This window comes from Janthinobacterium sp. JF4, assembly GCF_059617925.1.
Genome location: NZ_JCAQAV010000022.1, coordinates 15,975 through 40,230, shown reverse-complemented (window position 1 = coordinate 40,230; position 24,256 = coordinate 15,975). Strand labels below are relative to the sequence as shown.

Annotated in this window: 18 protein-coding genes; 9 read left to right on the top strand and 9 right to left on the bottom strand. The window is 62.7% G+C overall.

The window, feature by feature from the left end; all coding sequences use genetic code 11:
* Positions 1-76: 76 nt before the first annotated feature.
* Both dapA and bamC read left to right on the top strand, forming a co-directional pair.
* Positions 77-955: a 4-hydroxy-tetrahydrodipicolinate synthase gene (gene dapA, locus AC54AF_RS16875; RefSeq protein WP_034783351.1), complete on the top strand. Its 879-nt coding sequence runs from the start codon at positions 77-79 to the stop codon at positions 953-955.
* Positions 956-1,035: 80 nt separating this feature from the next.
* Positions 1,036-2,229, top strand: a complete 1,194-nt coding sequence (gene bamC / locus AC54AF_RS16870; protein WP_131687526.1) for an NlpB/DapX family lipoprotein — start codon at positions 1,036-1,038, stop codon at positions 2,227-2,229.
* Positions 2,230-2,400: 171 nt separating this feature from the next.
* Here bamC and AC54AF_RS16865 read toward each other — a convergent pair whose 3' ends face one another.
* Together AC54AF_RS16865 and AC54AF_RS16860 are read right to left on the bottom strand one after the other, a co-directional pair.
* Complete coding sequence (locus AC54AF_RS16865) at positions 2,401-2,655, bottom strand: flagellar basal body L-ring protein FlgH (RefSeq protein WP_131687525.1); 255 nt, start codon at positions 2,653-2,655, stop codon at positions 2,401-2,403.
* 354 nt (positions 2,656-3,009) lie between these two features.
* On the bottom strand, positions 3,010-4,131 hold the full coding sequence (locus tag AC54AF_RS16860; protein ID WP_131687524.1) for a JmjC domain-containing protein: 1,122 nt from the start codon (positions 4,129-4,131) through the stop codon (positions 3,010-3,012).
* Between the two features lie 93 nt (positions 4,132-4,224).
* Here AC54AF_RS16860 and AC54AF_RS16855 point away from each other — a divergent pair, with 93 nt between their 5' ends.
* Positions 4,225-4,776 carry an FKBP-type peptidyl-prolyl cis-trans isomerase gene (locus AC54AF_RS16855; RefSeq protein WP_496637475.1) on the top strand — a complete coding sequence of 184 codons (552 nt, stop codon included), beginning with the start codon at positions 4,225-4,227 and terminating at the stop codon, positions 4,774-4,776.
* A gap of 54 nt (positions 4,777-4,830) precedes the next feature.
* On the opposite strand, the gene AC54AF_RS16850 is transcribed toward AC54AF_RS16855, so the two are convergent.
* From AC54AF_RS16850 to AC54AF_RS16835, 4 genes are all read right to left on the bottom strand, one after another.
* Positions 4,831-5,874, bottom strand: a complete 1,044-nt coding sequence (locus tag AC54AF_RS16850; protein WP_496637474.1) for a hypothetical protein — start codon at positions 5,872-5,874, stop codon at positions 4,831-4,833.
* Complete coding sequence (gene mutS / locus AC54AF_RS16845; protein WP_496637473.1) at positions 5,871-8,558, bottom strand: DNA mismatch repair protein MutS; 2,688 nt, start codon at positions 8,556-8,558, stop codon at positions 5,871-5,873. The genes AC54AF_RS16850 and mutS overlap by 4 nt, the downstream gene beginning before the upstream one ends.
* Positions 8,559-8,800: 242 nt before the next feature.
* Positions 8,801-9,325 carry a hypothetical protein gene (locus AC54AF_RS16840; RefSeq protein ID WP_496637472.1) on the bottom strand — a complete coding sequence of 175 codons (525 nt, stop codon included), beginning with the start codon at positions 9,323-9,325 and terminating at the stop codon, positions 8,801-8,803.
* Positions 9,326-9,354: 29 nt separating this feature from the next.
* Positions 9,355-11,595 (bottom strand): protein kinase domain-containing protein, encoded by a 2,241-nt coding sequence (locus tag AC54AF_RS16835; RefSeq protein ID WP_496637471.1) that lies wholly within the window; start codon positions 11,593-11,595, stop codon positions 9,355-9,357.
* Positions 11,596-11,892: 297 nt separating this feature from the next.
* On the opposite strand from AC54AF_RS16835, the gene tssF reads away from it, so the two are divergent.
* The 6 genes from tssF to AC54AF_RS16805 all read left to right on the top strand — a co-directional run bounded on the left by tssF (position 11,893) and on the right by AC54AF_RS16805 (position 21,484).
* Complete coding sequence (tssF, locus tag AC54AF_RS16830) at positions 11,893-13,725, top strand: type VI secretion system baseplate subunit TssF (protein WP_496637470.1); 1,833 nt, start codon at positions 11,893-11,895, stop codon at positions 13,723-13,725.
* Positions 13,686-14,714, top strand: coding sequence for a type VI secretion system baseplate subunit TssG (gene tssG / locus AC54AF_RS16825; RefSeq protein ID WP_496637469.1), 1,029 nt, complete (start codon positions 13,686-13,688; stop codon positions 14,712-14,714). Before tssF ends, tssG begins: the two co-directional genes overlap by 40 nt.
* A 43-nt stretch (positions 14,715-14,757) precedes the next feature.
* A complete protein-coding gene (locus tag AC54AF_RS16820) occupies positions 14,758-17,502 on the top strand; it encodes a type VI secretion system Vgr family protein (protein ID WP_496637468.1) in 2,745 nt (914 codons plus the stop codon).
* Positions 17,503-17,526: 24 nt separating this feature from the next.
* A complete protein-coding gene (locus tag AC54AF_RS16815; RefSeq protein WP_496637467.1) occupies positions 17,527-19,776 on the top strand; it encodes a T6SS effector phospholipase Tle3 domain-containing protein in 2,250 nt (749 codons plus the stop codon).
* A 72-nt stretch (positions 19,777-19,848) separates the two neighbouring features.
* On the top strand, positions 19,849-21,192 hold the full coding sequence (locus AC54AF_RS16810) for a hypothetical protein (protein WP_496637466.1): 1,344 nt from the start codon (positions 19,849-19,851) through the stop codon (positions 21,190-21,192).
* 28 nt (positions 21,193-21,220) lie between these two features.
* Entirely contained in the window at positions 21,221-21,484 is a 264-nt protein-coding gene (locus AC54AF_RS16805) for a PAAR domain-containing protein (protein ID WP_099379104.1), read from the top strand.
* On the opposite strand, the gene AC54AF_RS16800 is transcribed toward AC54AF_RS16805, so the two are convergent.
* The 3 genes from AC54AF_RS16800 to AC54AF_RS16790 all read right to left on the bottom strand — a co-directional run bounded on the left by AC54AF_RS16800 (position 21,481) and on the right by AC54AF_RS16790 (position 24,101).
* Positions 21,481-22,803, bottom strand: a complete 1,323-nt coding sequence (locus tag AC54AF_RS16800; protein ID WP_496637465.1) for an aspartate aminotransferase family protein — start codon at positions 22,801-22,803, stop codon at positions 21,481-21,483. The two genes, AC54AF_RS16805 and AC54AF_RS16800, sit on opposite strands and share 4 nt — an antisense overlap.
* A gap of 84 nt (positions 22,804-22,887) precedes the next feature.
* Complete coding sequence (locus tag AC54AF_RS16795) at positions 22,888-23,736, bottom strand: MurR/RpiR family transcriptional regulator (protein ID WP_496637464.1); 849 nt, start codon at positions 23,734-23,736, stop codon at positions 22,888-22,890.
* Positions 23,737-23,816: 80 nt separating this feature from the next.
* The gene (locus tag AC54AF_RS16790) at positions 23,817-24,101 is read right to left on the bottom strand and encodes a hypothetical protein (RefSeq protein WP_496637463.1); all 285 of its coding nucleotides are present in this window, start codon (positions 24,099-24,101) and stop codon (positions 23,817-23,819) included.
* Between the last annotated feature and the right edge of the window lie 155 nt (positions 24,102-24,256).

Below are 24,256 nucleotides of genomic sequence, written 5' to 3'. Positions count from 1 at the left end.
ACTATGTCAGAATGCACCACAGGCGCGGGCTATCCGCTACAATCGTTGTTTTATTTATCGGCGCTATAAACTTACTATGATCAAGGGCAGCATTGTAGCAATCGTCACCCCGATGCACGCAGATGGCAGTCTGGACTTTCCAGGTCTGCGCAAGCTGATCGACTGGCATATCGCCGAGGGTACGGACGGCATCGTCATCGTTGGCACGACGGGCGAATCGGCAACAGTCAGCGTGGAAGAACACTGCGAACTGATCCAGTTGACCGTCGAACATGCCAAGGGACGCATTCCTATCATCGCCGGTGCCGGAGGCAACTCCACGGCCGAGGCCATCAAACTGACGCGCTACGCGAAAGAAGCGGGCGCCGATGCTGTCTTGCAAGTAGTGCCGTACTACAACCGTCCTACCCAGGAGGGCATGTACCAGCACTTCAAGGCCATCGCCGAAGCCGTCGACATTCCCGTCATCCTGTACAACGTGCCGGGCCGCACGGTTGCCGACATGAGCAACGAGACCATCGTGCGCCTGTCCGCCATCCCGAATATCGTTGGCGTGAAGGACGCGACCGGCAATATCGGCCGCGGCATCGATCTGCTGCGTTTGGTTCCAGCGGACTTTGCCGTGTACTCGGGCGACGATCCGACCGCCATGGCGCTGATGTTCTGCGGCGGCCACGGCAATATTTCCGTGACGGCCAACGTCGCGCCGCGCGCCATGCACGACATGTGCGTCGCGGCCATGGCGGGCGAGCGCGCCACGGCGATCGCCATCAATAACAAAGTTTTTCCTCTGCACCAGAAATTGTTTGTCGAGCCCAACCCGGTGCCCGTCAAATGGGCGCTGGCCGAAATGGGCCTGATGCCAGCCGGCATACGCTTGCCACTGGTACCGCTGGCGGAAAACTGCCATGCCACCGTGCGCGATGCCTTGCGCGACGCTGGCATCCTGTCTTAAGCCGAACTTCAAGCCCGGACTTGACCAGTCCGGACCTTCCCTGATTCCAGCTGCTACTTAGCTTCTTTTCCAGTTACGACATGACTAATTGCAAGAAAACCAAATTGGCGCCTGCCACCATCGCCGTCCGCGGCATCGTCATCGGCGCCGTCGCAGCCAGCCTCGCGGGCTGCGGCATGATCAGTTCGGTAGTCGGCGGCGACAAGGTCGACTACAAGTCGGTCAAGAAAGCCGGCACCCTGGACGTGCCGCCTGACCTGACGCAATTGCAGCAGGACAACCGTTATTCCCTGCCGGATTCGAAAAACGGCGTGGCCACGGCTTCCGGCTACAACGCGCAGCGCAACGCCACGGCCGGTACGCCCGTCGTCGTGGGCGCCGATGGCGTGGTGGGCGTCGTGCCTGTCACGGCCGGTGGCGTGAAGGTCGAGCGCGCGGGCAACCAGCGCTGGCTGGTCGTCAAGCAATCGCCTGAAGTGCTGTGGCCGCAGCTCAAGCAATTCTGGGAGGATTCGGGCTTTACCATCGCCATCGACCAGCCGACGGCTGGCATCATGGAAACCGAGTGGAACGAAAACCGCGCCAAGATCCCGCAAGATATCATTCGCAGCACGATCGGCAAGGTTTTCGACGGCCTGTATTCGAGCGGAGAAAAAGACAAATACCGCACCCGCGTGGAGCGCCTGGCCGATGGCTCGACCGAGATCTATATCAGCCACCGTGGCGTGGAAGAGGTCATTACGGGCCGCGACAAGGAAAGCACCACCTGGACCGCGCGTCCCAACGATCCGGGCCTGGAAGCGCAATTCCTGGCCAAGCTGATGACGCGCCTGGGCGCGGCCAGCGACGATGCGCAGGCGAAGACGGCTGTCGATGCTGCCATTGTGCAGCCGCAGCACGCCAAGCTGGTGGGCGACGCCGCCACGCCGGCGCGCGCCATCGAAGTCGATGAAGGTTTCGACCGCGCCTGGCGCCGTGTCGGCCTGGCGCTGGACCGCGTGGGCTTCACCGTGGAAGACCGCGACCGCACGCAAGGCACATATTTCGTGCGTTACGTCGATCCGGATGCGGTCAAGAAAGATGGTTTCTTCTCGAAACTGTTCAGCTGGGGTTCGTCGTCCGACAAGGACAAGGGAGCGCAGCGCTACCGCGTCCTGGTCAAGGCCGGCAATGGTTCTAGCAGCCTGGTCAGCATCCTCAGCAACGAAGGCCAGCCGGACGTCTCGCCAGTGGCAGAGAAGATCCTGGGCTTGCTGAACGAGCAGCTGAAGTAAGCGGTACATGCGCGGCAGGCATCAAAGCCTGCCGCGCAATAAAAAAGGCTGATCCGGTTTCCCGGGTCAGCCTTTTTTATTGCCTGCGTCCGGCGTTATATCCTGCGGATAAAACGCCGGACGCAAAAAAGCCGGCCCGAAGGCCGGCTTTTCCTGGTGCAGGGTGCTAAATTACTTAGCAGCCGATGCAGCAGCCGAAGCAGCCGAAGCAGCGTCGGTAGCGGCCGAAGCGGCAGCCGTAGCAGCAGCAGCAGCGTCGGTAGCGGCCGAAGCAGCAGCGTCAGCAGCAGCAGCTGGAGCAGCTTCAACTACTGGTGCTGGTGCTGGGGTTTCAACTACTGGTGCTGGTGCAGGAGCTTCTTCTTTTTTGCTGCAAGCAGCCAGAGCAACAACCATCAGGGAGGCGATCAGCAGGGATTTTTTCATTTGTTTTCCTTAATTATTTCAAAAAATAAATCAATATTGTTGCGATGAATAATTACCGGTAATTATCGCTCGTTAGGTCGTCTTCGAAGGCTTTTCGTACCAGGTGGTGCCTGCCAGACAACGGAAACTTCCTAACCGAATATTATAGCGATTTTTGGTGCGTCGCAATAGGAGCAAGAGGCAAATTCGCAACTATTTTGTGATATCGCAATATTTGCCGAAGCAAATTGCAAGCAAGTGTAAGCGATTTGCGAAAGCGCGACAAAGCGATATAAAAATAATATGTTTTATTGCGCTAGCGCAGATGCTGATATTTCACCTGCTGCAATGCCACTTTTGCTACGCTGCAACCATTCAAGCCAGTTCGATCCAGCCATCCTGATACCAGGTATATAACGCATCCATCACGTCATCGGAAGCCTGGGCCACGGCGGCGCCATCGAGGGCGCGTTCGTTGGCCAGGGTTTCCAGGGCCGTTTTATCGGCCTTGCCAATGGCAAACGATTCGCCGTTGATGAAGACATTCTTGCCACGATACAGCATCAGGGTCTTGCGCGACAACACGACACCCTTTTTCTGTGCGGCATCCGCGAAGCGGCCCACCGTCAGCGGCTTGGACAGCGGCGTGAAAAACACATTGTGCTTCGGTTCCGACAGGTGTTCACCGAGGAAAATGGTCACGTCTTCTTCCGTGAAGCGCACCTTGTTCATTTCTTCCGTGATGGTGCTGAGCATCTCACGGGGGATTTCCGCCGGTTTGCCCGATGCTTTCAGGTCCGGATCGCTGTAAATGCCCGGCAAGTCGATCGAGTCGGCCATGAATTGCAGGAAAGCTTCACCCAGTTCCTGGAACGTGGGCGAGCGGAAGCCGATCGAATACGTCTGGCAGTCGCCGATGGCCACGCCGTCGTGCGCGTAATGGGGCGGCAAATACAGCATGTCGCCCGGTTCCAGCGTGAATTCTTCATCGGGCGTGAAGTTGCTGAGGATCTTCAGCGGCAAGCCGTCGATCAGGCTCAAGTCTTTCTGCGCGCCGATGCGCCAGTGGCGCTTGCCCTGGCCTTGCAGCAGGAACACGTCATAGGAATCGAAATGCGGGCCCACGCCGCCGCCATCGGTGGCAAAGCTGACCATCAGGTCGTCCAGGCGCGCGTCCGGCAGGAAGCGGAACTGGCGCAGCAGGGCGTCGGCCTTGGCGCTGTGCAGGTTGGCGCCCTGCACCAGCAGGGTCCATTCCTTCTGTTTCAGCGAGGGCAGGCTGGCCAGCGGACCTTGCTGCATGTTCCAGTGGCCATCGGCATGGCTGACCAGGCGCGATTCGACGTGGTCCAGGGTGGCCAGCTCGGCCAGGGCCTTGAAATCGAACAGGGCCTTGAAGCCCGGTACGGCTTGACGGATCAACAAGGGTTTTTTATGCCAGTAGTCGCGCAGGAATTGCGCCGGCGTGATATCGCCGAGGAGAGTTAATTTTTTCATGCGCCCATTATAACAACCGGAAATGCAGGAATGCGCCTGCCGTTGGCGGCGTGAAGGTATAATTTGCCAGCTTATACAATGAAAGGAAGCATAATGAAGATTGCCAAAAATACGGTCGTGACTGTCAACTACAAACTGTCAGACGCGCAAGACAATCTGATCGAAGACGGCCGCCAGCCGATGGTCTACCTGCACGGTGATTATGAAAACACCCTGCCGAAGATCGAAGAAGAGCTCGACGGCAAGGAAGTCGGCTATTCCAACACGATCCAGATCGAACCGGATGATGCTTTCGGTGAATACGATCCCGCCCTGGTGAAGGTCGAGCCGCGCAATCGCCTGCCTGAGCCGCTGGAAGTGGGCATGCAGTTCGAAGGCATGCCGGAAAGCGATTCGCCGGACGAAGAAGCGATGATCTTCACGGTCACCGATATCGCCGACGACAAGGTCGTGCTGGACGGCAATCACCCACTGGCCGGCATCGCGCTGCGCTTCTCGCTGACCGTCGCTGACGTGCGCGCAGCCACCGACGAAGAAATCGCCCATGGCCACGTGCATGGCGCACACGGCCATGATCATGGCGATGAAGATGATGAAGGCGACGGCGAAGAGGGTGACCACTTCCGCACGCATCCGATTCATTAATACTGTTTGTTCCAGGCCGGCTACATGCCGGCCTGTTCGTTTGTGCCGCTGTTATTAGCGGCGCACAGTCGATGCCTTGACCCGCGCTTGCGCCGATGGCCTGACGGCGCGTTGACGCACCTCAAAGAATGGTGTCTTGCCGGGCCGTACGGCGATGGCGGCCCAGTCGTTATCGATGCTGACGTGGCCCAGGTTGCCTTTCCAGCTGATTTTTGGCCCGCCTGCCCTGGCCGCGGCTTTTTTACTCTTCCCTTCCTTGCCAGCCGCGTCGCCATCGCGCTGCGTATCGACCAATAACACCTTGCCGCTGAATTTTTTCGCCAGGGTGCGGATCTGCTTGCGCGGTCCGGCAAAGCCATCCTGTTTCGAACTGAAGCTGGGCAGCAGCGAATTATCGTCTTCATTGAGCACGCCCACGTCGCCATCGGAAAACAGCACAATGCCGTCGAGTTTCTTGCGCTGCGCCATGGCGAACAATCGCTGCAGCCAGGAGCGGTTGGCCACCAGGCGGTCTTCGAATTCGCTGTTGCGTCCCGCTTCCGGCAGGAAATGGTTGTTATTCGCCGGCAGGTTGACGGTGGCAAACAGCACGCCGCCGTATTCCCAGTGGGCGTTTTCCGCATAGCTGCGGAATTTTGCCGTGGATGACAGCCGCGACAGGGTCAGCTTGCGCTGGCCCAGGCTCTGGTCGTCGGCGAAATACACGTCGCGCAAGCGGTTCAGGCGTTCGATGGCGTTGATCCTGCCGCGCGAATTGCGGCAGTTGGCCCAGTCGCTGGCCGACAGCGAAACGATCAGCGGCGGCCCGCTGGCGTCCAGCACCTCCTTGCGCTGGCTGTACAGTTTGTCGCTGCACGATTCGCTGGCGGCCTTGATGCCGGTGGCCACGACGAACGAGGCATTGAAGGCGCTGGTGTCGGCGATGGCTTTTTTCAGGGGGCCATCGTCCGGCCCCGCATTGAAGGAATGGCCCAGCACGGCAAACTCGAAGCCGGCCTGGTCGGCGGGGGCCGCCAGCGCCGCTTGCCATGGCAGGCTGGCGACCAGCAGGCCGGCAGCCAGCAGGCGCAGGCCAGCGATGCTGCGCCGTATGGTCATGCGGCGGCCAGCCGTTTCAACTGGTACAGCTGCTCCAGCGCGTCGCGCGGCGTGAGCGCGTCGGGATCGAGGTCGGCGATGGCGTCGAGCAGGGCTTGCTGCGCTTCGTTCAGCGCGGCCAGCGGCGCCGTTTCCTCTTCTTCCTGCGCATACGGATCGGCTGCCGGAGCGGCAAACAGGTCGCGCTGCGGCGTGGCGTCGAGCGCCTGCGCTTCCAGGCGCGCCAGGTGCTTGCGCGCGGCCTTGATCACGGGCTGCGGCACGCCAGCCAGCTGCGCCACCTGCAAGCCGTAGCTTTGCGAGGCGGGACCGGCTTGCACGGCGTGCAGGAAGACGATGCTGTCCTTGTGTTCGACGGCCGACAGATGCACGTTGGCGGCGCTCGGGTGACTGTCCGGCAGTTGCGTCAGCTCAAAGTAGTGCGTGGCAAACAGGGTGAAACTGCGGCTGCTGTCGATCAGATGGCGCGCGATGGCCCACGCCAGGGCCAGGCCGTCGAAGGTCGAGGTGCCGCGGCCCACTTCATCCATCAGCACCAGCGAGTGTTCTGTGGCGCCGTTCAGAATCGCCGCCGATTCCGTCATTTCCACCATGAAGGTCGAGCGTCCGCCCGCCAGGTCGTCGGTGGCGCCGATGCGCGTGAAGATGCGGTCGATGGGGCCGATGGTGGCGGAAGCGGCCGGCACGTAACTGCCCACGTAGGCCAGCAGGGTAATCAATGCCACCTGGCGCATGAAGGTCGACTTACCGCCCATGTTCGGGCCGGTAATCAGCAGCAGCCGGCGCTCGTTGACGAGGCGGCAATCGTTGGCGATGAAGCGCTCGATCTGCTTTTCCACCACCGGGTGGCGGCCTTCGACGATGTTGATGCACGGTTCCTCGACCAGTTGCGGCGCGGCCCAGTTGTGCTGCTGTGCGTGTTCCGTCAGCGCGTTCAGGGTGTCGAGCTGGGCCAGGCCCTGCGAAATGGTCTGCAAGGTGCCGATATGCGGCGCCAGCTCGGCCAGCAGCAGGTCGTACAGCAGCTTTTCGCGCACCAGGGCCTTGTCTTGCGCCGACAGGGCCTTGTCTTCGAATACCTTCAGTTCAGGCGTGATGTAGCGCTCGGCGTTTTTCAGGGTCTGGCGGCGGCGGTAGTCGTCCGGCACCTTGTCCGTCTGGCCGTGCGTCACTTCAATATAGAAGCCGTGCACCTTGTTGTATTCGACGCGCAGGTTGGCGATGCCCGTGCGCGCCCGTTCGCGCGTTTCCAGGTCGAGCAGAAACTGGCCCGCGTTTTCCGACAGCGCGCGCAACTCGTCGAGTTCGGCGTCAAAACCCGTGGCAAACACGCCGCCGTCGCGCACCATGGCAGCCGGTTCCTGCGCCACGGCGCGCACCAGCAAGTCCAGGCAGGCGGTCGGTGTCGCCAGCGCCGTGTGGATGGCGGCCAGCAAGCCGCTTTCGCCACCCTGGCCAGGACCGTAACAACGGACTACGTCGCCGCGCAGGGCCGGCAGTTGCAGCAGGCCGTCGCGCAGGGCGGCCAGGTCGCGCGGCCGCGCCGACAGCAGGGCGATGCGCGTGGTGATGCGTTCGATATCGGGCACTTGCGCCAGGGTGGCGGCCAATGGCCCCGCCGCTTCGCTTTGCGCCAGCGCGGCGATGGCTTCATGGCGCGCGCGCGCCACGTTCTGGTCGCGCCGCGCATGGTGCAGCCAGTGGCGCAGCATGCGCGAGCCCATGGCCGTGCGGCAATGATCCAGCAGGGAGAACAGCGTAGGAGATTCCTGGCCGCGGATGGTTTCCGTCAACTCCAGGTTGCGCCGCGTGGCCGCGTCCAGGCCGATGAATTCGCTTTCCGTTTCCGTGATCAAAGAGCGCACATGCTGCAAGCCGCGTCCCTGCGTCGATTGCGCGTAGCGCAGCAAGGCGCCGGCCGCGCCGAACGCGGCGCCGAGGCCATCGGCGCCAAAACCCGTCAAGGTCGCCACGCCCAGCTGGTCGAGCAGGGCCTTGTGGCCGCCCACCACGTCAAAATGCCAGTCCGGCACGCGGTTGATGTGCGTGCCCGCATAGTCGTCGAACAGGTTGCCATTGTCGCCGCTGAGAATTTCAGCCGGCACGATGCGTTCCAGTTCCTGCTGCAGGCGCGTGGCCACGGTGGCGCTGTCGCCGGAAAACTCCATCAGTTTCAGCGCGCCGCTGGCCAGCGACAGCCAGGCCAGGCCCGTGGTGACCGTCTTGCGCTGCGTGATGCTGCACATGGCCAGCAGCGGGCGCTCGGCCTTCTCCGGCAGCAAGTCCGCATCCGTCAGAGTGCCCGGCGTGACCACACGCATGACCTTGCGCTCGACGGGACCCTTGCTGGTGGCCGGGTCGCCAATCTGCTCGCAAATGGCCACCGACTCGCCCAGCTTGACCAGCTTGGCCAGATAGCCGTCGAGCGAATGAAACGGCACGCCGCACATTTTGATCGGGTTGCCACTGGCCACGCCGCGCGCCGTCAAGGTGATGCCCAGCAGGCGCGAGGCTTTTTCCGCATCCTCGAAAAATAGCTCGTAGAAATCGCCCATGCGATAGAAGACCAGCATCGTCGGGTGGTTTTCCTTAATGCCTAAATATTGCTGCATCATGGGAGTGAGCTTTTCAGCCGAATTTTTCTTTGCCGCGGCGGCGTTGATTTCTTTTGGGACGGTGGTCATGTGTTCTTTGTCGTTGGTCCGGCGGCAGGGAATGCATGCCTGCCGGGCTGTGGGTGGTGCTGTGTGCGTTCAAGGCCGCGCCAGGGGGCGGAGCTTGGCTTCAAGGCCGTCATTTTACCGCTTTCGGCGGGCGGGGCGGCGTATTGCGTGCGGATGTGAAAAAGCCGCGCCGGTGGAGGTGGCGCGGCTTTATGTGCTCACGGACGTAATGCGCTGTTGAATGGCAACGTCGAGTAGAAATGTTATAACGTTGTATCGCCGCCCACGGAGCTTTCCGGGTCGAAGGAAAAGACGCGCAGTTCCGGTTGTGTGTCTTCGCCGCGCATGATGCGTACCGTCATGACGAAGGACAATTCCCAACGACCAGCGGTATAGCCGACATCCAGGTTATGTTTCCACTCCTGGCGGATGCGGTGTAGGGGGGGCTGCTCTGGTTCGCCCAACAGTTGCTGGATCTCGAAGTCCAGCGGGAAATGGTAGGTGGCGCCTACCGACTGAAGGAATGGCGATGGCGGTGAATAAATGGTGGGTACTTTCGGGCCAATCTGAGTCAGTTGCGGTACGGTGATGATGCAGCAATCGATGATCTGGAACGATGTGAAGCCGCTATCCTTGGAGCCGCAGCAGGTAACGTCGAGATAGACATGCTGGCCTTTCTGGAAATGCACGCCACCCATGTAGGGGCCATGGCGGGGATCGGCCGTGCCATCGCAAGAGGTGAAGTTGTAGTCGAGCTGGTTGGTGATCTGGTCTGCATCGAAGTGCACGGATAACTTCATCCAAGGGCTTACAGGTGTCATTTTTTACTGTCTCTTTCCAGGTTGATGAGAAATTGTTGGTAACGGGCATCACGCCGCAGGTTCAACAGATCGGGCGCTGATTCGATCAGATTGAGAGGGTAGCCAAGCTTGCTGGCTTGTAGTAGCGCAGTCAGAGCCTTGCTGCGGTTGCCAGTCAGTTCATGTGTCAGCGCCGCACGAAACTGCACGTCGGCGATCTGTGGCGCCAAGCTTAGTGCGTGCTGCACGTTTGCCAGAGCGGCTTCCTTTTCTCCGGCGTAGGCTTGGTACAGGGCCATGCGCGAATTCAAGGTAATGTCATTGGGCATGCGCGCGAGCATGGGTTGCAGCAGGGCGATCGCACGTAAATACGATTGTTTCGATGCTTTGGTCAATGTGGGAACCCAGCGTTGCGCATCAGCCAAGTTGGCCCAAAGTAAATAGGTGCCGGGGCTGCCTTTTTTCTCGGAAACGGCATTTTCAAATGCTTGTACTGCTCCAAGAAAGTCTCCCTTGGCAAACAGTGATGTGCCCAAGTTGGTGTAGAGTTCCCAATGCGGATGTACTAGCAAACCTTGCTGGATAACTGCAAGCGCCTCGTCTTCGCGGTTCTGCCGCAGCAATGTCGCATTTAGATGAGCGTAGGCGTTTGGCGACTGGGGATCCATGCGTATGCTTTTGCGAAATATTTGTTCTGCCGTAGCATAGTCACTTTTTCTGTAATACATTTGCCCCAATAAGGTATTGAACATGCGTTCATTGGGATGGGTGGCGATTGCTTGTTTCAGTACGGTGTGTGCCAGATCAAATTTGTGAGCAGCAATGTATAGGCGTGCCTTGCCATATAAACCTAGTAGGTTGGCGGGCTCCAGGTTCAGTGAGGTAGTGGCTTCTCGAAGAGCTTCATCGTTTTTGCCCTGGAATTCCAGTACCCATGCTTGCGCGACGTGGGCAAGCGCTAACTGATCGTCCGCCGCCAATGCCTGTTTTGCGTTCACATCAGCTCTTTGTAACCACGTATCGTCTCGTCCATTACCCGCGTAACGTAGACTCGACGCCAGTGACAGGCCTGCCGCCGCAGCCGCATTTCCTGGATTGTGCTGCAGCACTGTCATGAAATGTCCGATTGCCTGTGCCTGGCTCGTATCGCGATCAAACACTCGCAACGCTTCCATCCCCGCCGCCATGCTGGCCATTTCCGAATACGGCGCGGGCGCTTTTTCTCCCGTGACGAACGATTTGACGGCAGGAACGATGTTGGGCAGCTGCCATCCTGCCAGTACCGCCAGCAGCGCTACGCCCGCGCCCCATTTCAGGGTGCGCTTGCGGGGCAGGGGCAGGCGGATGGAGACGGTGGCGGGCGGTTCTTCCTTCGCGGGCGTCTCGTTGGCAAGGGGCGTGGCCACCGTGACAGCATCCCCGCGCTGCGCCCCAATCGCCTCGCGCACATCGCGCATGGTGCGTGGCCGTTCGGCCGGGTCGTGCGCAGTCATCGCGCGCACGAGGGCGTTGATGGTGGACGGCACGGAGTCGGGCAGGTCGGGCCACGGGTCTGTCGCCTGCATGTGGGCGGCGGCCAGAGCCAGGCCGTTCAGGTGGGCGAAGTGGCGCTGACCGGCCAGCATTTCGTACAGCATGGCGCCCAAGGCATACACGTCGCCGCGCGTGTCGGGCAGGCGGCCCATCAGGCGCTCAGGCGCCATGTAGGCAATCGTGCCTTGCAAGTCGCACAGGGTGGTCGTTTGCGTGGCTTGCGGGTCGATGTGGCGCGCCAGGCCGAAGTCGAGGATGCGCACCTTGCCATCTGCTTCCAGCATCAGGTTCGACGGTTTCAAGTCGCCGTGCACGAGGTCCATGGCGTGCGCCTCGTCCATGGCATCGGCGATCTGGTAGGCGATGTCGAGTGCGGCTTGCAGGTCAGCCTTGCCGCTGTGCATGAATTGCCCCAGCGTCTGGCCTTCGACCAGTTCCATGACGATGGACTGGCTCGTGCCCTGGCCCTCGATGGCGAAGATGCGCACGAAGGCGGCATGCTTGAGCGAGGCGGCCAGGCGCGCTTCATTGATGAGTTTTTCCGGATGCAGCACGTCGGCTTGCGGTTTCAGCCGCTTCAGCGCCACGCTGCGGCACAGCTTGGCATCCCACGCTTCGAATACATGGCCGAAACCGCCTTCGCCCAGCAAGCGGCGCACTTCATAGTGCCCGCTGATCGTGTCGTCTTGCGGTGCGGTTGGACGCAGGGAGTCGAGCAGTTCCATATACCTTGGCTTCGGAGTGCATCAACGTGGGCATCCAGCATCGACAAGAGGCAATGCGATGATTGAATGCGCAAGATGATTGATTTTGAGTAACTTCCTGATTTAAAACGATTGTTTCGAATAAGTCAATTAATATTGGCAAGGAGTGAACAAAAGTCGCTTTGCCAGCGCCGCAATGGCATTCCATGCTGACGCATGCGTGCAATCTTGTTCAAACTCAATTTCCCTCTTTGCCGCTTCCTCAATAATGCAGACGGGGCTGTACCGGCACGTGCCGGTCAAGCGATGGGAGCGGGCATGGACGAGTTGCTGCAGTATTACGAGCGCGAACTGGGCACCTTGCATGCGCACAATCAGGCGTTTGCCCGGCGCTATCCAGCCATCGCCGGCGCGCTGGGCATCCTGGGCGGCGACATGGGCGATCCGCACCTGGCGCGCATGCTGCAAGCGTTCGCCATGTTCAATGCGCGCACGGCCAAGCGGCTTGCCGATGGCTTTGGCGCCTTCAGCGAAACCTTGCTGGAAGTGAACTTTCCCCATTATTTGCGCCCGTTTCCTGCCTGCGCCATTGCCCGCATCGATAACGACCTTGCGGCGGTGAGCGAGCTGGCCGTGATCCCGCGCGGCACGCTCATGCATGCTGCCGAGTATCAGGGCGTTGCCTGCAAGTTCACCACCGCCTACGATGTCGCCGTGGCGCCGCTGCGCCTGTCCGAGGTGCGCTTCCAGTCCATCGTGGCGGCGCCGCCCGCAGTGCGCCTGCCACCGGACTTGGGGGCGGCGATCAGCATCACGCTTGAAGCGACGGGCGCCACGTGCACGCTGGACGGGCTCCCGCTGTCGATGCTGCGCCTGTTCCTCGATGGCGAGCCTGCGTTTTGCGCCACCTTGCGCGACAGCCTGTTCCTGCGCGCGCGTTGTGCCTATGTGGAAGTCGATGGCGTCTGGCAGGCGCTGGACGCGGTGCCCTTGCATCCGGTCGGTTTTGCCGCCGAGGATGCCTTGATGCCGGCCAGTGCCGCCTCGCATCCCGCTTACCGCCTGCTGGGCGAATGGTTTGCCTTTCCGGATAAATTCAATTTTGTCGACCTGGACCTGGCTGCGCTGCGCCCGTTGTTGCCGCCGGCCTGCCGGCGCTGCACCGTGCACCTGCTGCTGGCCGACGCGCAGGCCGATGCGGATATCGCGCGCATCCTGCGGCCCCTGTCCGCAAGGCATCTGGTGCCGGGATGCACGCCCGTCGTCAACCTGTTCCGCCAGGCGGCCAATCCCATCCGCCTGACGCACGCGAGCGCCGAGCATGTGCTGCTGCCATCGGTGCGGCAGGCGCATTGCTACGATATTCACAGCGTCGACAGTGTGCAGGTGCTCGGTGAAACGGCGCAGGGCGCCACGCTGGACACCTTTCACCCGTTTTACTCGATGCGCCATGGCGAGGCGGGCGGACGCCAGGGGCGCTACTGGGTGACGCGGCGCGACGAAGACATGGCGCTGAGCCATCCCGGCTACGACATGCGTATCGCCTTTGTCGACGGCGCCATGCAGCCGCTGCACGACGCGACGCAAACGGTGTCCATCATGCTCACCTGCAGTAACCGCGACTTGCCAGGCCGTTTGGTGTTCGGCAATGCCGCGGGTGATTTGCGCCATGACGGCGTGGCCAGCACCTTGCCGGTGCGCCTGCTGCGCAAACCCGGCGCGCCGTGCCGCTTCCCGTCGGGTGCGGCATCGCACTGGCGGCTGATCGCGCAATTGTCCCTGAACCATCAGTCGCTGAATGAACAGGGCTTGCCGCTCTTCAAGCAAATACTCGAGTTGTACAACTTGCCCGGTTCGGCCAGCGCCGCGCGCCAGATCGCGGGCTTGACGGGACTGCGCCAGCGCGCCGCCAGCACCTGGCTGCACGATGCGGCGGGCGGCAGCCTGGTCTTCGGCGTCGACGTGCTGTTGTCCGTCGACGAGGACGCCTTTGTCGGCAGCGGCTTGCATGCGTTTGCCCAGGTGATCGAACGCTTTCTCGGGCTGTATGTGCACCTGGGTTCATTTACCCGCCTGATCGTCTTGTCGCAGAAGACTGGAAAGGAGTTGCTGTGCTGCCTGCCACGCAATGGAAACCAGACGCTGGTGTAGTCGCGCGCCTGATTGCCGATCCGTCCGGCACCGGCTTCTTTCAGGCGCTGCGCCTGCTGTCGGCCTGGCTGAGGCAGCAGGGCATATCACAGGAGCATGTCTTTCGCGATTGCCTGCGCCTGCATGGCAGCGCATCGCTGTCGTTCGCACCGGGCGAAATCGAAGCGCTGTGGCTGGAACCGCAGGCGGACGGCGAAACGCAGGTGCATGTGCGCGCGGCCATGGCCGGCTTCCTGGGCGTGCATGGCGGCTTGCCGCTGCATTACACAGAAACGCTGGCCCGCCACGAGCGGCAGACGGGCGATGATGCTCCCCGTGCCTGGCTCGATACCTTGTCGCACCGCGCGCTGGTCCTGTTCTATCAGGCCTGGGCCCGCTACCGCATCGAATGCCAGCAGGACGCCGACGGCGGCGATTTCCTGCCCTTGCAACTGGCGCTGGCGGGCGCCTGGCCTGCCGAGGTGGCCAGGCAGGAAGATGGCTTGCCTGCGCATGTGCTGGCCCATTATGCGGCCTTGCTGCGCCACCGGCCCGTGTCGGCCGACGCGATGCAGGCGGTGCTGGCCGAGTATTTCGGCGTGCCCGTGCGCTTGCAGCGGTTTGTTGGCGCCTGGTTCCGGCGCGCGCCGCGGGAGCGCACCTTGCTGGCCACCGCGCATGCGCGGCTGGGGCAGGGCGCCATGCTGGGCGAGCGCTGCCGGCGCGCCGACTTGCGCGTGCGCCTGATACTGGGGCCGCTGGAACGCCGTGTCTATGAGGATTTCTTGCCCGGCCGGCCAGGCGCGCTGGCCCTGCGCCAGATGCTGGCGCTGTTTGGCTTGCCCGGCGTGAGCTTCGAAATACGCCTGGTGCTGCGCCGGGAAGACGTGCGCGGCTGCATCCTGGGCGTGGGCGCCTGCCTGGCGGAGGATGCCTTTTTGGCCGACAAGTTGCCGGCCCGTGAGCGTGACGACATGCATTACGACATGCGATTCGACGGTTCCGCCTGAGATCGCCTGCTGTGTTTCGATGAATTCTGGAAGGAAGAAACCCATGGAAAACTTCGCGCAATGGATGGCCGTGGACAAGAGCTTGACTGCCGGAAACCGTGCCTTGCGGCTGCGCCTCGCTTACCCGGATGGCATCAATGAGGATGTCTTGCTGCCGCAGCGCATCAGCGGCAGCGAGGCCATCTGCGGCGGGATTGAATACCGCATCCTGTGCGTGGCCACCGAGGCGCAGCTGCCGCTGAAACAGTTCATCGCCGTGCCGGCCGAATTGCAAATAGTGACCGACCGGGGGCAGCTGCGCAGGGTGTGCGGCATCGTCGCCGAAGCGAGCGCCGGGCAAAGCGACGGCGGCCTGGCCACCTATCAACTGGTGCTGCGCGACGGCCTGGCGTTGATGGAAAAACGCATCAATACACGGGTGTTTCGCAACAAGCACGCATTGCAGATCGTGCAGCTGCTGTTTGAGGAATGGCGGCAGGGCAATAGCGTGCTCGCCGCCAGCCTGGATCTCGCCATTGATGCGGCGCTGGCGGCGCGCAGCCTGCCCGTGCGCGAATGCACGATGCAGCACAATGAATCCGATGCCGCCTTTATCCGCCGCCTGCTCAGGCGCCGCGGCGTCGCCTGGTGCTTCCAGGCGGGAGCGCCGGCCGGCCCGAACGCCGCCGCCACGCCCGTGCATACCCTGCTGCTGTTCGACGACGCCAGCCGCCTGGCGCAAAACGCGGCGGGCACGGCGCGTTATCACCGCGACGACGCCACCGAGGAAAGCGATACCGTGACGGCCTGGAGCGCCGTGCGCCGATTGCAGTCGGGAAAGTCCGAACGCTATAGCTGGGACGATGGCCACCCGCACAGCCCGCAGTTCATGGCCACGCGGTCACACGGCGGCGTGGATCAGGGCGGCAATGGCAATCGCCTGGCAGCCAGTCTCGACGACTATATCGTGGAGCCGCCGCTGGCCGCTGCTAGCCACGATGCATTGCGGCAACTGGGCCAGCTGGCGATGGCGCGCCACGATATGGACAGCAAGTGTTTCCAGGGCGAAGGCTGCGTGCGCGACTTTTGCGCGGGCCAGTGGTTCAGCCTGGAAGGGCATGCGGAGATCGACAGCCACCCGGTGGCCGAGCGCAGTTTCGTCATCACGGCCTTGAGCGTAGCGGCCAGCAATAACTTGCCGACAGGGCTAGATGCGCGGGTCGGGCGCCTGTTTGCGCAGAGCGGCTGGCAGTGCGATGCCGGCCCGGCGCAAGGTCCTGGCGCCGATGGCCAGGCGGCCTTGCGCTACCGCAACCATTTTACTTGCGTGCGGCGCGGCATCGCCATCGTGCCTGCCTTTGATCCGCGCAGCGATTTTCCCGTCGTCCGTCTGCAAAGTGCGCTGGTGGTGGGGCCTGCTGGCGAAGAGGTGCATTGCGATGCGCTGGGGCGCGTCAAGGTGCGCTTTGGCGCCACGCGCACGCCGGACCACGCGCATGCCAACGGCTCCGGCGCGTCCGATACGGAGCGCGACTCGGCCTGGGTGCGCGTGGCATCGAGCTGGAGCGGCAATGGCCCGGGCAGCGGCAAACAATGCGGCACGGTGACCTTGCCGCGCATCGGCGCGGAAGTGCTGATCGATTTTCTCGGAGGAGACCCGGACCGTCCCATCATCGTCGGCCAGCTGTACAACGCCGTGGGCGCGCCGCCGGGCTTGAGCGTGCGCGGCACCTTGCCCGGCAACCGGTATCTTTCCGGCATGCGCAGCCGCGAAGTGCGGGGCGGACGCGGCAACCAGCTGTGCTTTGACGACACGCCGTCGCAAATCAGCGCGCAGCTGGCCAGCGACCAGGCGGCCACGCAGTTGAACCTCGGCTATCTGACCGAACCGCGCAGCGACGGGGCAGGTCTGCAGCGCGGCGACGGCTTTGAATTGCGCAGCGACGCCAGCGGCAGCGTGCGCACGGCCCGCTCGCTGTTGATTTCGGCCTGGAAACAGCTGGGCGCCAGCGGCAAGCAGCTCGACGGCAGTGAGCATGCCGCCGTGATGCAGGAGTGCCTGGAACTGTTTACTTCACTGGGCGAATTTGCCGCCCAGCATCAGGCGCTGGCACTGGACGCGGCCGGCAGCAAGGCGCTGGGGGCGGCCATCGCCGCCGACCAGCCCGCCGTCAGCATCACGGCGCCCGAGGGCGTGGCGCTGAGTACCCCCAAAACCATCAGCGGCAATGCGGGCGCGAATATCGACCTGGTGGCCCAGCAGCATGTGCAACTGAGCGCGGCCCAGCGCTGCAACGTCAACGCGGGCAAGGGCATTTCCTTGTTCTCGCACCAGGACGGCATCGTGCAGGTGGCCCATTTTGGCAAGTTTTTGCTGCAAAGTCAGCACGACCTTCTGCAGGCGGACGCCGCCAAGGAGATCCGCCTGACAGCCGGCACGCGGCTGGTCGGCGTGGCGCAGGACGAGATCACCTTCATGACGGCGGGCGGCGCCTACCTGAAATTGTCCGGCGGTGCGGTCGAGCTGGGCGGACCCGGCGCGCTGACGGTCAAAACCGACGGTCACCACTGGAACGGCCCGGCCAGCATGAAGGCGGAACTGCCCACCTTCGGCGAGGGCGAGCTGGGCCGCGTGCCGCGCTTGCTGCGTCCCACCGATGGCTTGCCCGTCGAAGGCGTGGAAGTGCACATCGAGCGCGAAGGCGACAGTCCGCTGACGGGCGTCAGCGGCGCCGACGGGCGCGGGCCGAAGGTGGAAACCGATCACCTGCAGCGGCTGAAGGGCTTCTTCTTCCGCCGCCGTTCCTGAACCCCCGTCACTGGAGAGCACACCATGCTGTTCGACCCCCATCCGCCGCTGTGCGACGACCCTGAAATCGATATCCTCGGTCAGTTTTCCTGCAACGCCAATTTCCAGAGCAGCGACCGGGACACGCTGCAGCAGTTGCCGCTGCCCGGCATCGTGATCTTCGTGCACGGCGTCAATTCCGATGGCGAATGGTACGCGGCAACTGAAGAGGGACTGTGCAAGGGCCTGAACGAGCGTCTCAAGCGTTCCTGCCATCACATGCAGCACCGTGGCGTGGAGGGCGGCGAACTGACGGCGGTCAATTATGGCGCCGAGATCACGGCCGAAGGCTTTCTCAACCCGGAAATGTCGGCCGATACCCTGATCCGCGATGCCGGCACTTTTTCTTCCGTGATCCGCTTTCGCTGGGGCTACAAGGCTTCCGGCGAGGAACTGCAGCAATACGGCAAGGGCATCTACCTGAACGAACAGGATTACTGGGGCGGCGGCCCGTTTGCCAATGGCTGCAGTGCGCTGGCCGACTTGTGGAAGGATGGGCTGAGCGAGGGTTTATTCTTGTGGAACACGATCCAGCACATGAATCCCTTCCCGGAACGGCAAGTGTACAGCTGCCCGCCGCGAGCGTATTTCGTGCTGGCCGCCTATCGTCTGGCCAGGCTGGTCGAAGCCATCCGCCAGCAGCAGGCCGACGTGCCCGTCACCATCGTGTGCCACAGCCAGGGCACGATGGTGGCGATGGCGGCGGCCTTTCTCGGCGCAAACCTGCCCAAGGTGAAGGGCAGCTTTCCTTGTGTGGCCGATAACTATGTGATTTGCAATTCGCCGTACAGCCTGGCGAAACGCAATGGCTCGGAGAACTGGGTGGCCAGCAATCTGCGCGCGGCGGACGGCAGCACGGGCAGGGTGACGGTGCAGGCACGCATCGCCACCTTGAAAAACTTCTTTGCCATCATCGGCCAGCGCGCCAGCCTGGGCGAGGCGCAGACAGACGAGGAAATCGACCGCTGCATGGCCAACGCGCAGCACGGTTTTTCCGCCGCCAAGGATCGTGAACAATACGGGATTGCCGGCGCCGCCCGGGGCGGCAAGAAATCATCGTATGGCAGGGTGACCATCTATTGCAATCCGCACGACGTGGTGGTGTCGTCCGTGGCCATCGAGGGCATCGGCTGGCGCGGCCTGTCGGGTTCGCTGGCCAAGGACAGCAAGGACGGCGGCGAGCTGGCCGCCACCGGGGCCGCAGGCGTGTGTGTGCAGCGCGTGTTTGCCCAGGGTTTCGAGGTGGGCAAGCAGGGCAGCTATCACTACTGGAGCGATCACTGGCGCAAGCCTGCGCCGGGCGGCAAGGACTTCTGGTTTCCGGCGCAGAAATATGCGTCGTATTCCGTCAAGCAGGGCGTCGAGGCCAGCGAAGGCGCCTTTTCCACCATCCTGACGGTGGGATTGGCGCCCCTGTTCATCGTGATGACGGGCCTGGCCCACAGCCCTTGCAATGCCTCGCCCCACAAAGACTGGAAAATCGAACTGAACGCGCCCGACTTGGCTCTGCCCTTCAAGCCGCAGTCCTTGCGCTTTGGCCAGACCAGCGAGGAATTCGATGAAGGCTACGAGCCGTCCGGCGAATCGCGCCAGGCCGGCAAGCAGCGCGCTGCCGGCGACGATTTCTTTGCCGATCATGCCATTCCGCCCGGTGGCCTGCAGGGGCAGGCGGCGAAAAACGAAGCCAAACGCATGGACAGCGCCAAGGGCACGGCCGATGACGAGGCGCGCCTGCGGTTCGAGCAGCGCGCGGTGATACGCGCGCAAGCCGTACGGGAAGGGAAGAGTCCCGAGGGTAAAAAAGTGCAGCAGGAAATGCCCAACACCACGCCTGACGCCGAATACCAAGCATGGCGCAGCACGCGGATAGAGGAAATGATGTCCAGCCAGGCCGGCGCCTATGCCACCGACCATTCCACCATCCTGACCAACCCCATGCACGCGGAGCGGGCGCTTGCGTATGACGTGGCGGTGGGCGTGTGCCGCATCAAGGCGGACCAGTTGCGCAAGTTGAGGGTGGCGGCGGATTGGAGGTTGTTGGAGTGGGCGGGTGACAATAACTCTGCCATCGAATTCCTGGAATATTTTAACAAAGGAGAATTTCGTCGAGAAGCTATTGCTGCTTGGGTGATGCGATCCGACTGCGAGGCTGGCATGCCGACTTTAATCATCGATAGGCGTGAAAACTCGCCACCGGATCCGAGGCCGACGTCCGGTGAAATGGCGCATGGGTAACTCCATGTCGATTGATTCCCCTTATTAAGAAGAATGTTGCTCACAAGTTTTTTCCACCATGGAGAATCTCGCATGTTGAAATCCATTTTTTTGTATGCATTGCTTGTGTTTTTGGCGCTAATTTTTCTGACGGCATGCGCGCGTCTTCGTGCATCGCCTATTACGCCAAAAAATGCCGTTGCCGCCTCACCTGACACGGTCAAGCGACCGTACATGGCACAAGTGGTCGCCGTTCAATGGCTTAACCCTTTGCAACGGCGGGATTACCCTACACAATGGCAATTGTTGTGGGCCTTGGGACTGGTACAGCCAAATCCTGCCGATGACATGGTCAAGGAAAATCCAGGGAAATACTCCAAGTTGCAAGCTGTTTCACCGGTTGCCGGGGGAAATGAAGGTGAGGAAACGTTTCGTGGCTATCATCGCAAGTATATTCGAAAGGTAATGAATTTGTTGCGTAGCCCGTATTTTTCAGATCCCGAGTATTTTTATAACGTCCATTCAGCCAAGGACAGGTCGCGCTGGCGTGAGTTGGCCGGCATCCATGTTGAGTATGCGATTCCTGAAGGAAAGCTGGATCTTGCGGATGCGACGGATTTTGTGCGCGAGTACATTGGTGATACCTTTGACATCGGCAATCCCAACTTTCCCACCCTCTGGACCCGCTCCACCCCGCCCGACGTCCGCGTCACCATGGGCGGCCCCAATGCCGGTTTTACTTCACTTTCCGCCGCGCTCGACTACCTGCAAAGCCACCCCAAGGAAACCGTCTGGGCCATGAACTGGGATGCGCCCAGCCGGCCTCTGGACCGGCAGATCAACGAAAACCTGGTGCTGCTGGTGCTGGCCGGTCCCGACTACAAGACGGAGCGGGCGCCGCTGGCTTGGCTCGGCTATCCGAGCACGAAACAGGCGGCGGATTTTGAAGCCAAAAAGGGCGAGCCGCCGCGCCTGGTGCAGGCGTGGACGGCGGCCATCGAAGAGGCCGCGGCGAAGGCGAATAAGCCTGATACCGACATCGGCTATCTCATCCACGACGCCGGCAATACGCATCAGGATTCGTCCGCACGACTCGGTGCGCTGGCGCAGACGCTCACCGTGCAGTTACCGGAATTCGATTTCCTCAAGCAAAGCTTCAATCTGACGGCCGTGCTGGGTGAGACGGGCGCGGGCACGGCCCTGACGAACGTGGCGCTGGGCATCGCTTACGCGCACCATTTCGGGAAACCCGTGCTGGTGGCTGGCACCAGTGACCTGTCCGCGCCTGTCGCGCTGGTGGTGGCGCCGCCCGCCGTCGCGCGGCCGATCCGGCCCGACAAGCCATGGTTCCGCGCGCGCAGCGGCAACCATGCGTATCTGCCCTGGTGGGGCTTGCGCCACGATGCGCGCGAGTATTACCAGGGGTTTTCGCAATGAGGCGTTTTACCTATTCAAGGAGAAGAGCATGCGCGGCGTGATCCGTTTGAACGACCCCACCAGCCATGGCGGCAAGGTGGTGGGGGCGGCGCCGAACAGTACGGTGCTGGGCGTGGCCGTGGCGCGCAAGGGCGACCCTTGCGTGTGTCCGATCAAGGGTCACGTGCGCTGCGTGATCGCCGAGGGTGATCCGCAGGTGCTGATCGATGGCGTGCCCGTGGCCTTTGACGGCCACAAGACCAGCTGCGGCGCCAGCCTGATGTCCACCGTGGGCAACAGCGGGCGCGGCTAGCGCACGCAGGCGTCGATGGCCGCGCCCAGCTTGTCGACGAGCTCATCGACGTGGCTGGCGTCGATGATGTAGGGCGGCGCCAGCAGGATATGGTCGCCGTGCAGGCCGTCGATGGTGCCGCCCATGGGGTAGCACATCAGCCCGCCCTGCATGGCTTGCGCCTTGATGCGCGCGTGCAGGCGGCGGGCCGGGTCGAACGGGTGTTTGCTGGCGCGGTCCTGCACCAGTTCCAGTCCCAGGAACAGGCCGCGGCCGCGGATGTCACCCACGTGCGCATGGTCGTCGAAACGCTGGTGCAGTCGTTCGTTCAGCAAGCCCCCCATGGCGCGCACGTTGGCCAATAAATCGCGTTCCTCGATCTGCCGCTGCACGGCCAGGGCGGCGGCGCAGGCCGTGGCGTGGCCGATATACGTGTGGCCATGCTGGAAGAAGCCCGTGCCGGCGCGGAGGGTGTCGCGGATGTCTTTTGACACCATCACGGCGCCGATGGGCTGGTAGCCGGCGCCCAGGCCCTTGGCGATGCAGATCAGGTCGGCGGTGATGGCTTCCTGCTCGCAGGCGAACAGGCTGCCCGTGCGCCCCATGCCGCACATGACTTCGTCGAGGATCAAGAGGATGCCGTGGCGCTGGCAGATGGCGCGCATGCGCTGGAAGTAGCCGTTTACTGCGGGCAGGGCGCCGGCCGTGGCGCCGACGACGGGTTCGGCGATGAAGGCAATGACGTTGTCCGCACCCAGTGCGGCGATGTTGTCTTCCAGCTCCTGGCCCAGGCGCGCCACGTAGTCGCCATCCGTTTCATGGGCCGGCTGGTCGCGGTAAGCATAGCAGGGAGACACATGGGTCACGCCAATCAGCAGCGGCTCGAATTGCTGGCGGCGCCAGGCGTTGCCGCCCGTGGCCAGCGCACCCAGGGTGTTGCCGTGGTAGCTCTGGCGGCGGGCGATGACGTGGCGGCGCTGCGGCTGGCCCCGCTCGACGAAATACTGGCGCGCCATCTTGAGCGCGCTTTCCACCGCTTCCGAGCCGCCCGAGACGAAAAACACGCTGTCGATGCCGGCAGGCGCCCGGGCGACGAGAAAATCGGCCAGTTGCTCCATCGGCTCACTGGTAAAGAACGCGCTGTGCGCGTACGCCAGCGTGGCAATCTGCTGCTGCACGGCGGCGATGACGGCCGCATCCGAATGGCCCAGGCAAGAGACGGCCGCGCCGCCGCAGGCGTCCAGGTAGCGCTTGCCCTGCGCATCGATCAGGTAAGGGCCATCGCCGCCCATGGCGACAGGATAGCTGGCGGTCAAGCTGCGGTGGAAGACATGGCTCATGGGCATCGCTTTCTTGTCGGCAAGTGGGGGATGGCCGAGTATAGGCTGCGTTGTACTCATTTGCAACGTTTGATGTATTTAGTGTTAATTTGCATCATTTGATGTTTTTGCGTAGGCGCCCAGCGCCCGCAACTGGCTTTCCGCCGCGCCGATGGCGTGCACGGCATCGGGCCCCGCGCGCGCCACCAGCAGTTCCACCAGGCTTTCCACGGCCGCAACGCCGGCCACGATGGAGGGGAAGAACGAGGGGCTGTCGACGGCGATGACGATGCTGGCGTCGGCCTGCAGGGCCAGCGGCGACATGGCGCTGTCGCTGATGGCGACCACCGCACAGCCGGCCTGGCGCGCCGCCTGCGCCACCAGCAGCGCTTCGCTCGAATACGGTGCGAAGCTGACGACGACGACGGCCTCCCCGGCCTGCAGGGCGCGCAAATCCATTTCCAGCGTGCCGCCCTGACCGCTCAGCAGCTGCACGCTGGGGCGCAGCAGCCGGTACAGGTAGTGCAGGGTGTAGGCGATCGGGTGGGCGGCGCGAAAGCCCGCCACGTGCACGCGGGGCGCTGCCTGCAGCAGGTTGGCGGCCGCATCCAGGGCGTCATGGTTGACGCTTTCCGTGGCGGCCAGATTGCGCTGCTGCACCGTGAATACTTCGGTGACAAGATTTCCTTCCTTGCCGGCCAGCGCGCCCGCCTTTGCCGCGTAGCCGGCGGGTCCCGCGCGCAGGCGTTCGACGAAGATGGCTTTGAGTTCCGGCCAGCCGGCAAAGCCCAGTTGCTGCGCCAGACGCACGAGGGCGGCCGACTGCACTTGGGCGCGCGCGGCGATGCTGCGCATCGACGACACGGCCACCTCGTCCGGATGGTCGGCCAGGTAGCGCGCGCCGGCCTGGAATTGCGGGCTCAGCTGCGCATGGCGCGCCTTGATCAGGTCCATCAGTGCTGCATAGGAGTGGGGTGTCGCTGCCTGCATCGCCGTGCCTCATTGGATAGGTTGCGGCGATGGTACAGGATTCGTCAGCGGGCCGGTAGCGGCAAGCCTTGCGCCAGGGCAGCCGTGCGCGGGCGCAGGCGGGCAAACAGGTGCGGCCCGGCCGGCTGGCGGCGCGGTCCCGTCGTCAGCACGCGCAGGGCGGTGGGCAGCGGCACGTCGTGGCAGTATAAAAACAGGGCGGCGGCGCCCGTGCCAGCCATTTCCTGCAAGGCCAGCGCATGCTCGACCAGCGCCGCGGTGCGCATGTCGAGCCGCACCGGGATGTCGGGCTGGAACAAGTGTGTGTCGATGGGCCGTGCATTGCGCATGCTGTCCCCGCCGGGTTCGCTAGTCAAGCTGCCAGCATAAAAGCGCCCCGGCGGCGCCACTTTGCGCCAGATCAATTCCTGTGTCGGATAGATTCCACAAAGCAACGCCAACCGTTGCCGGCTGGCGTTGTAAACCCTCAAGAAAGAAAAACATG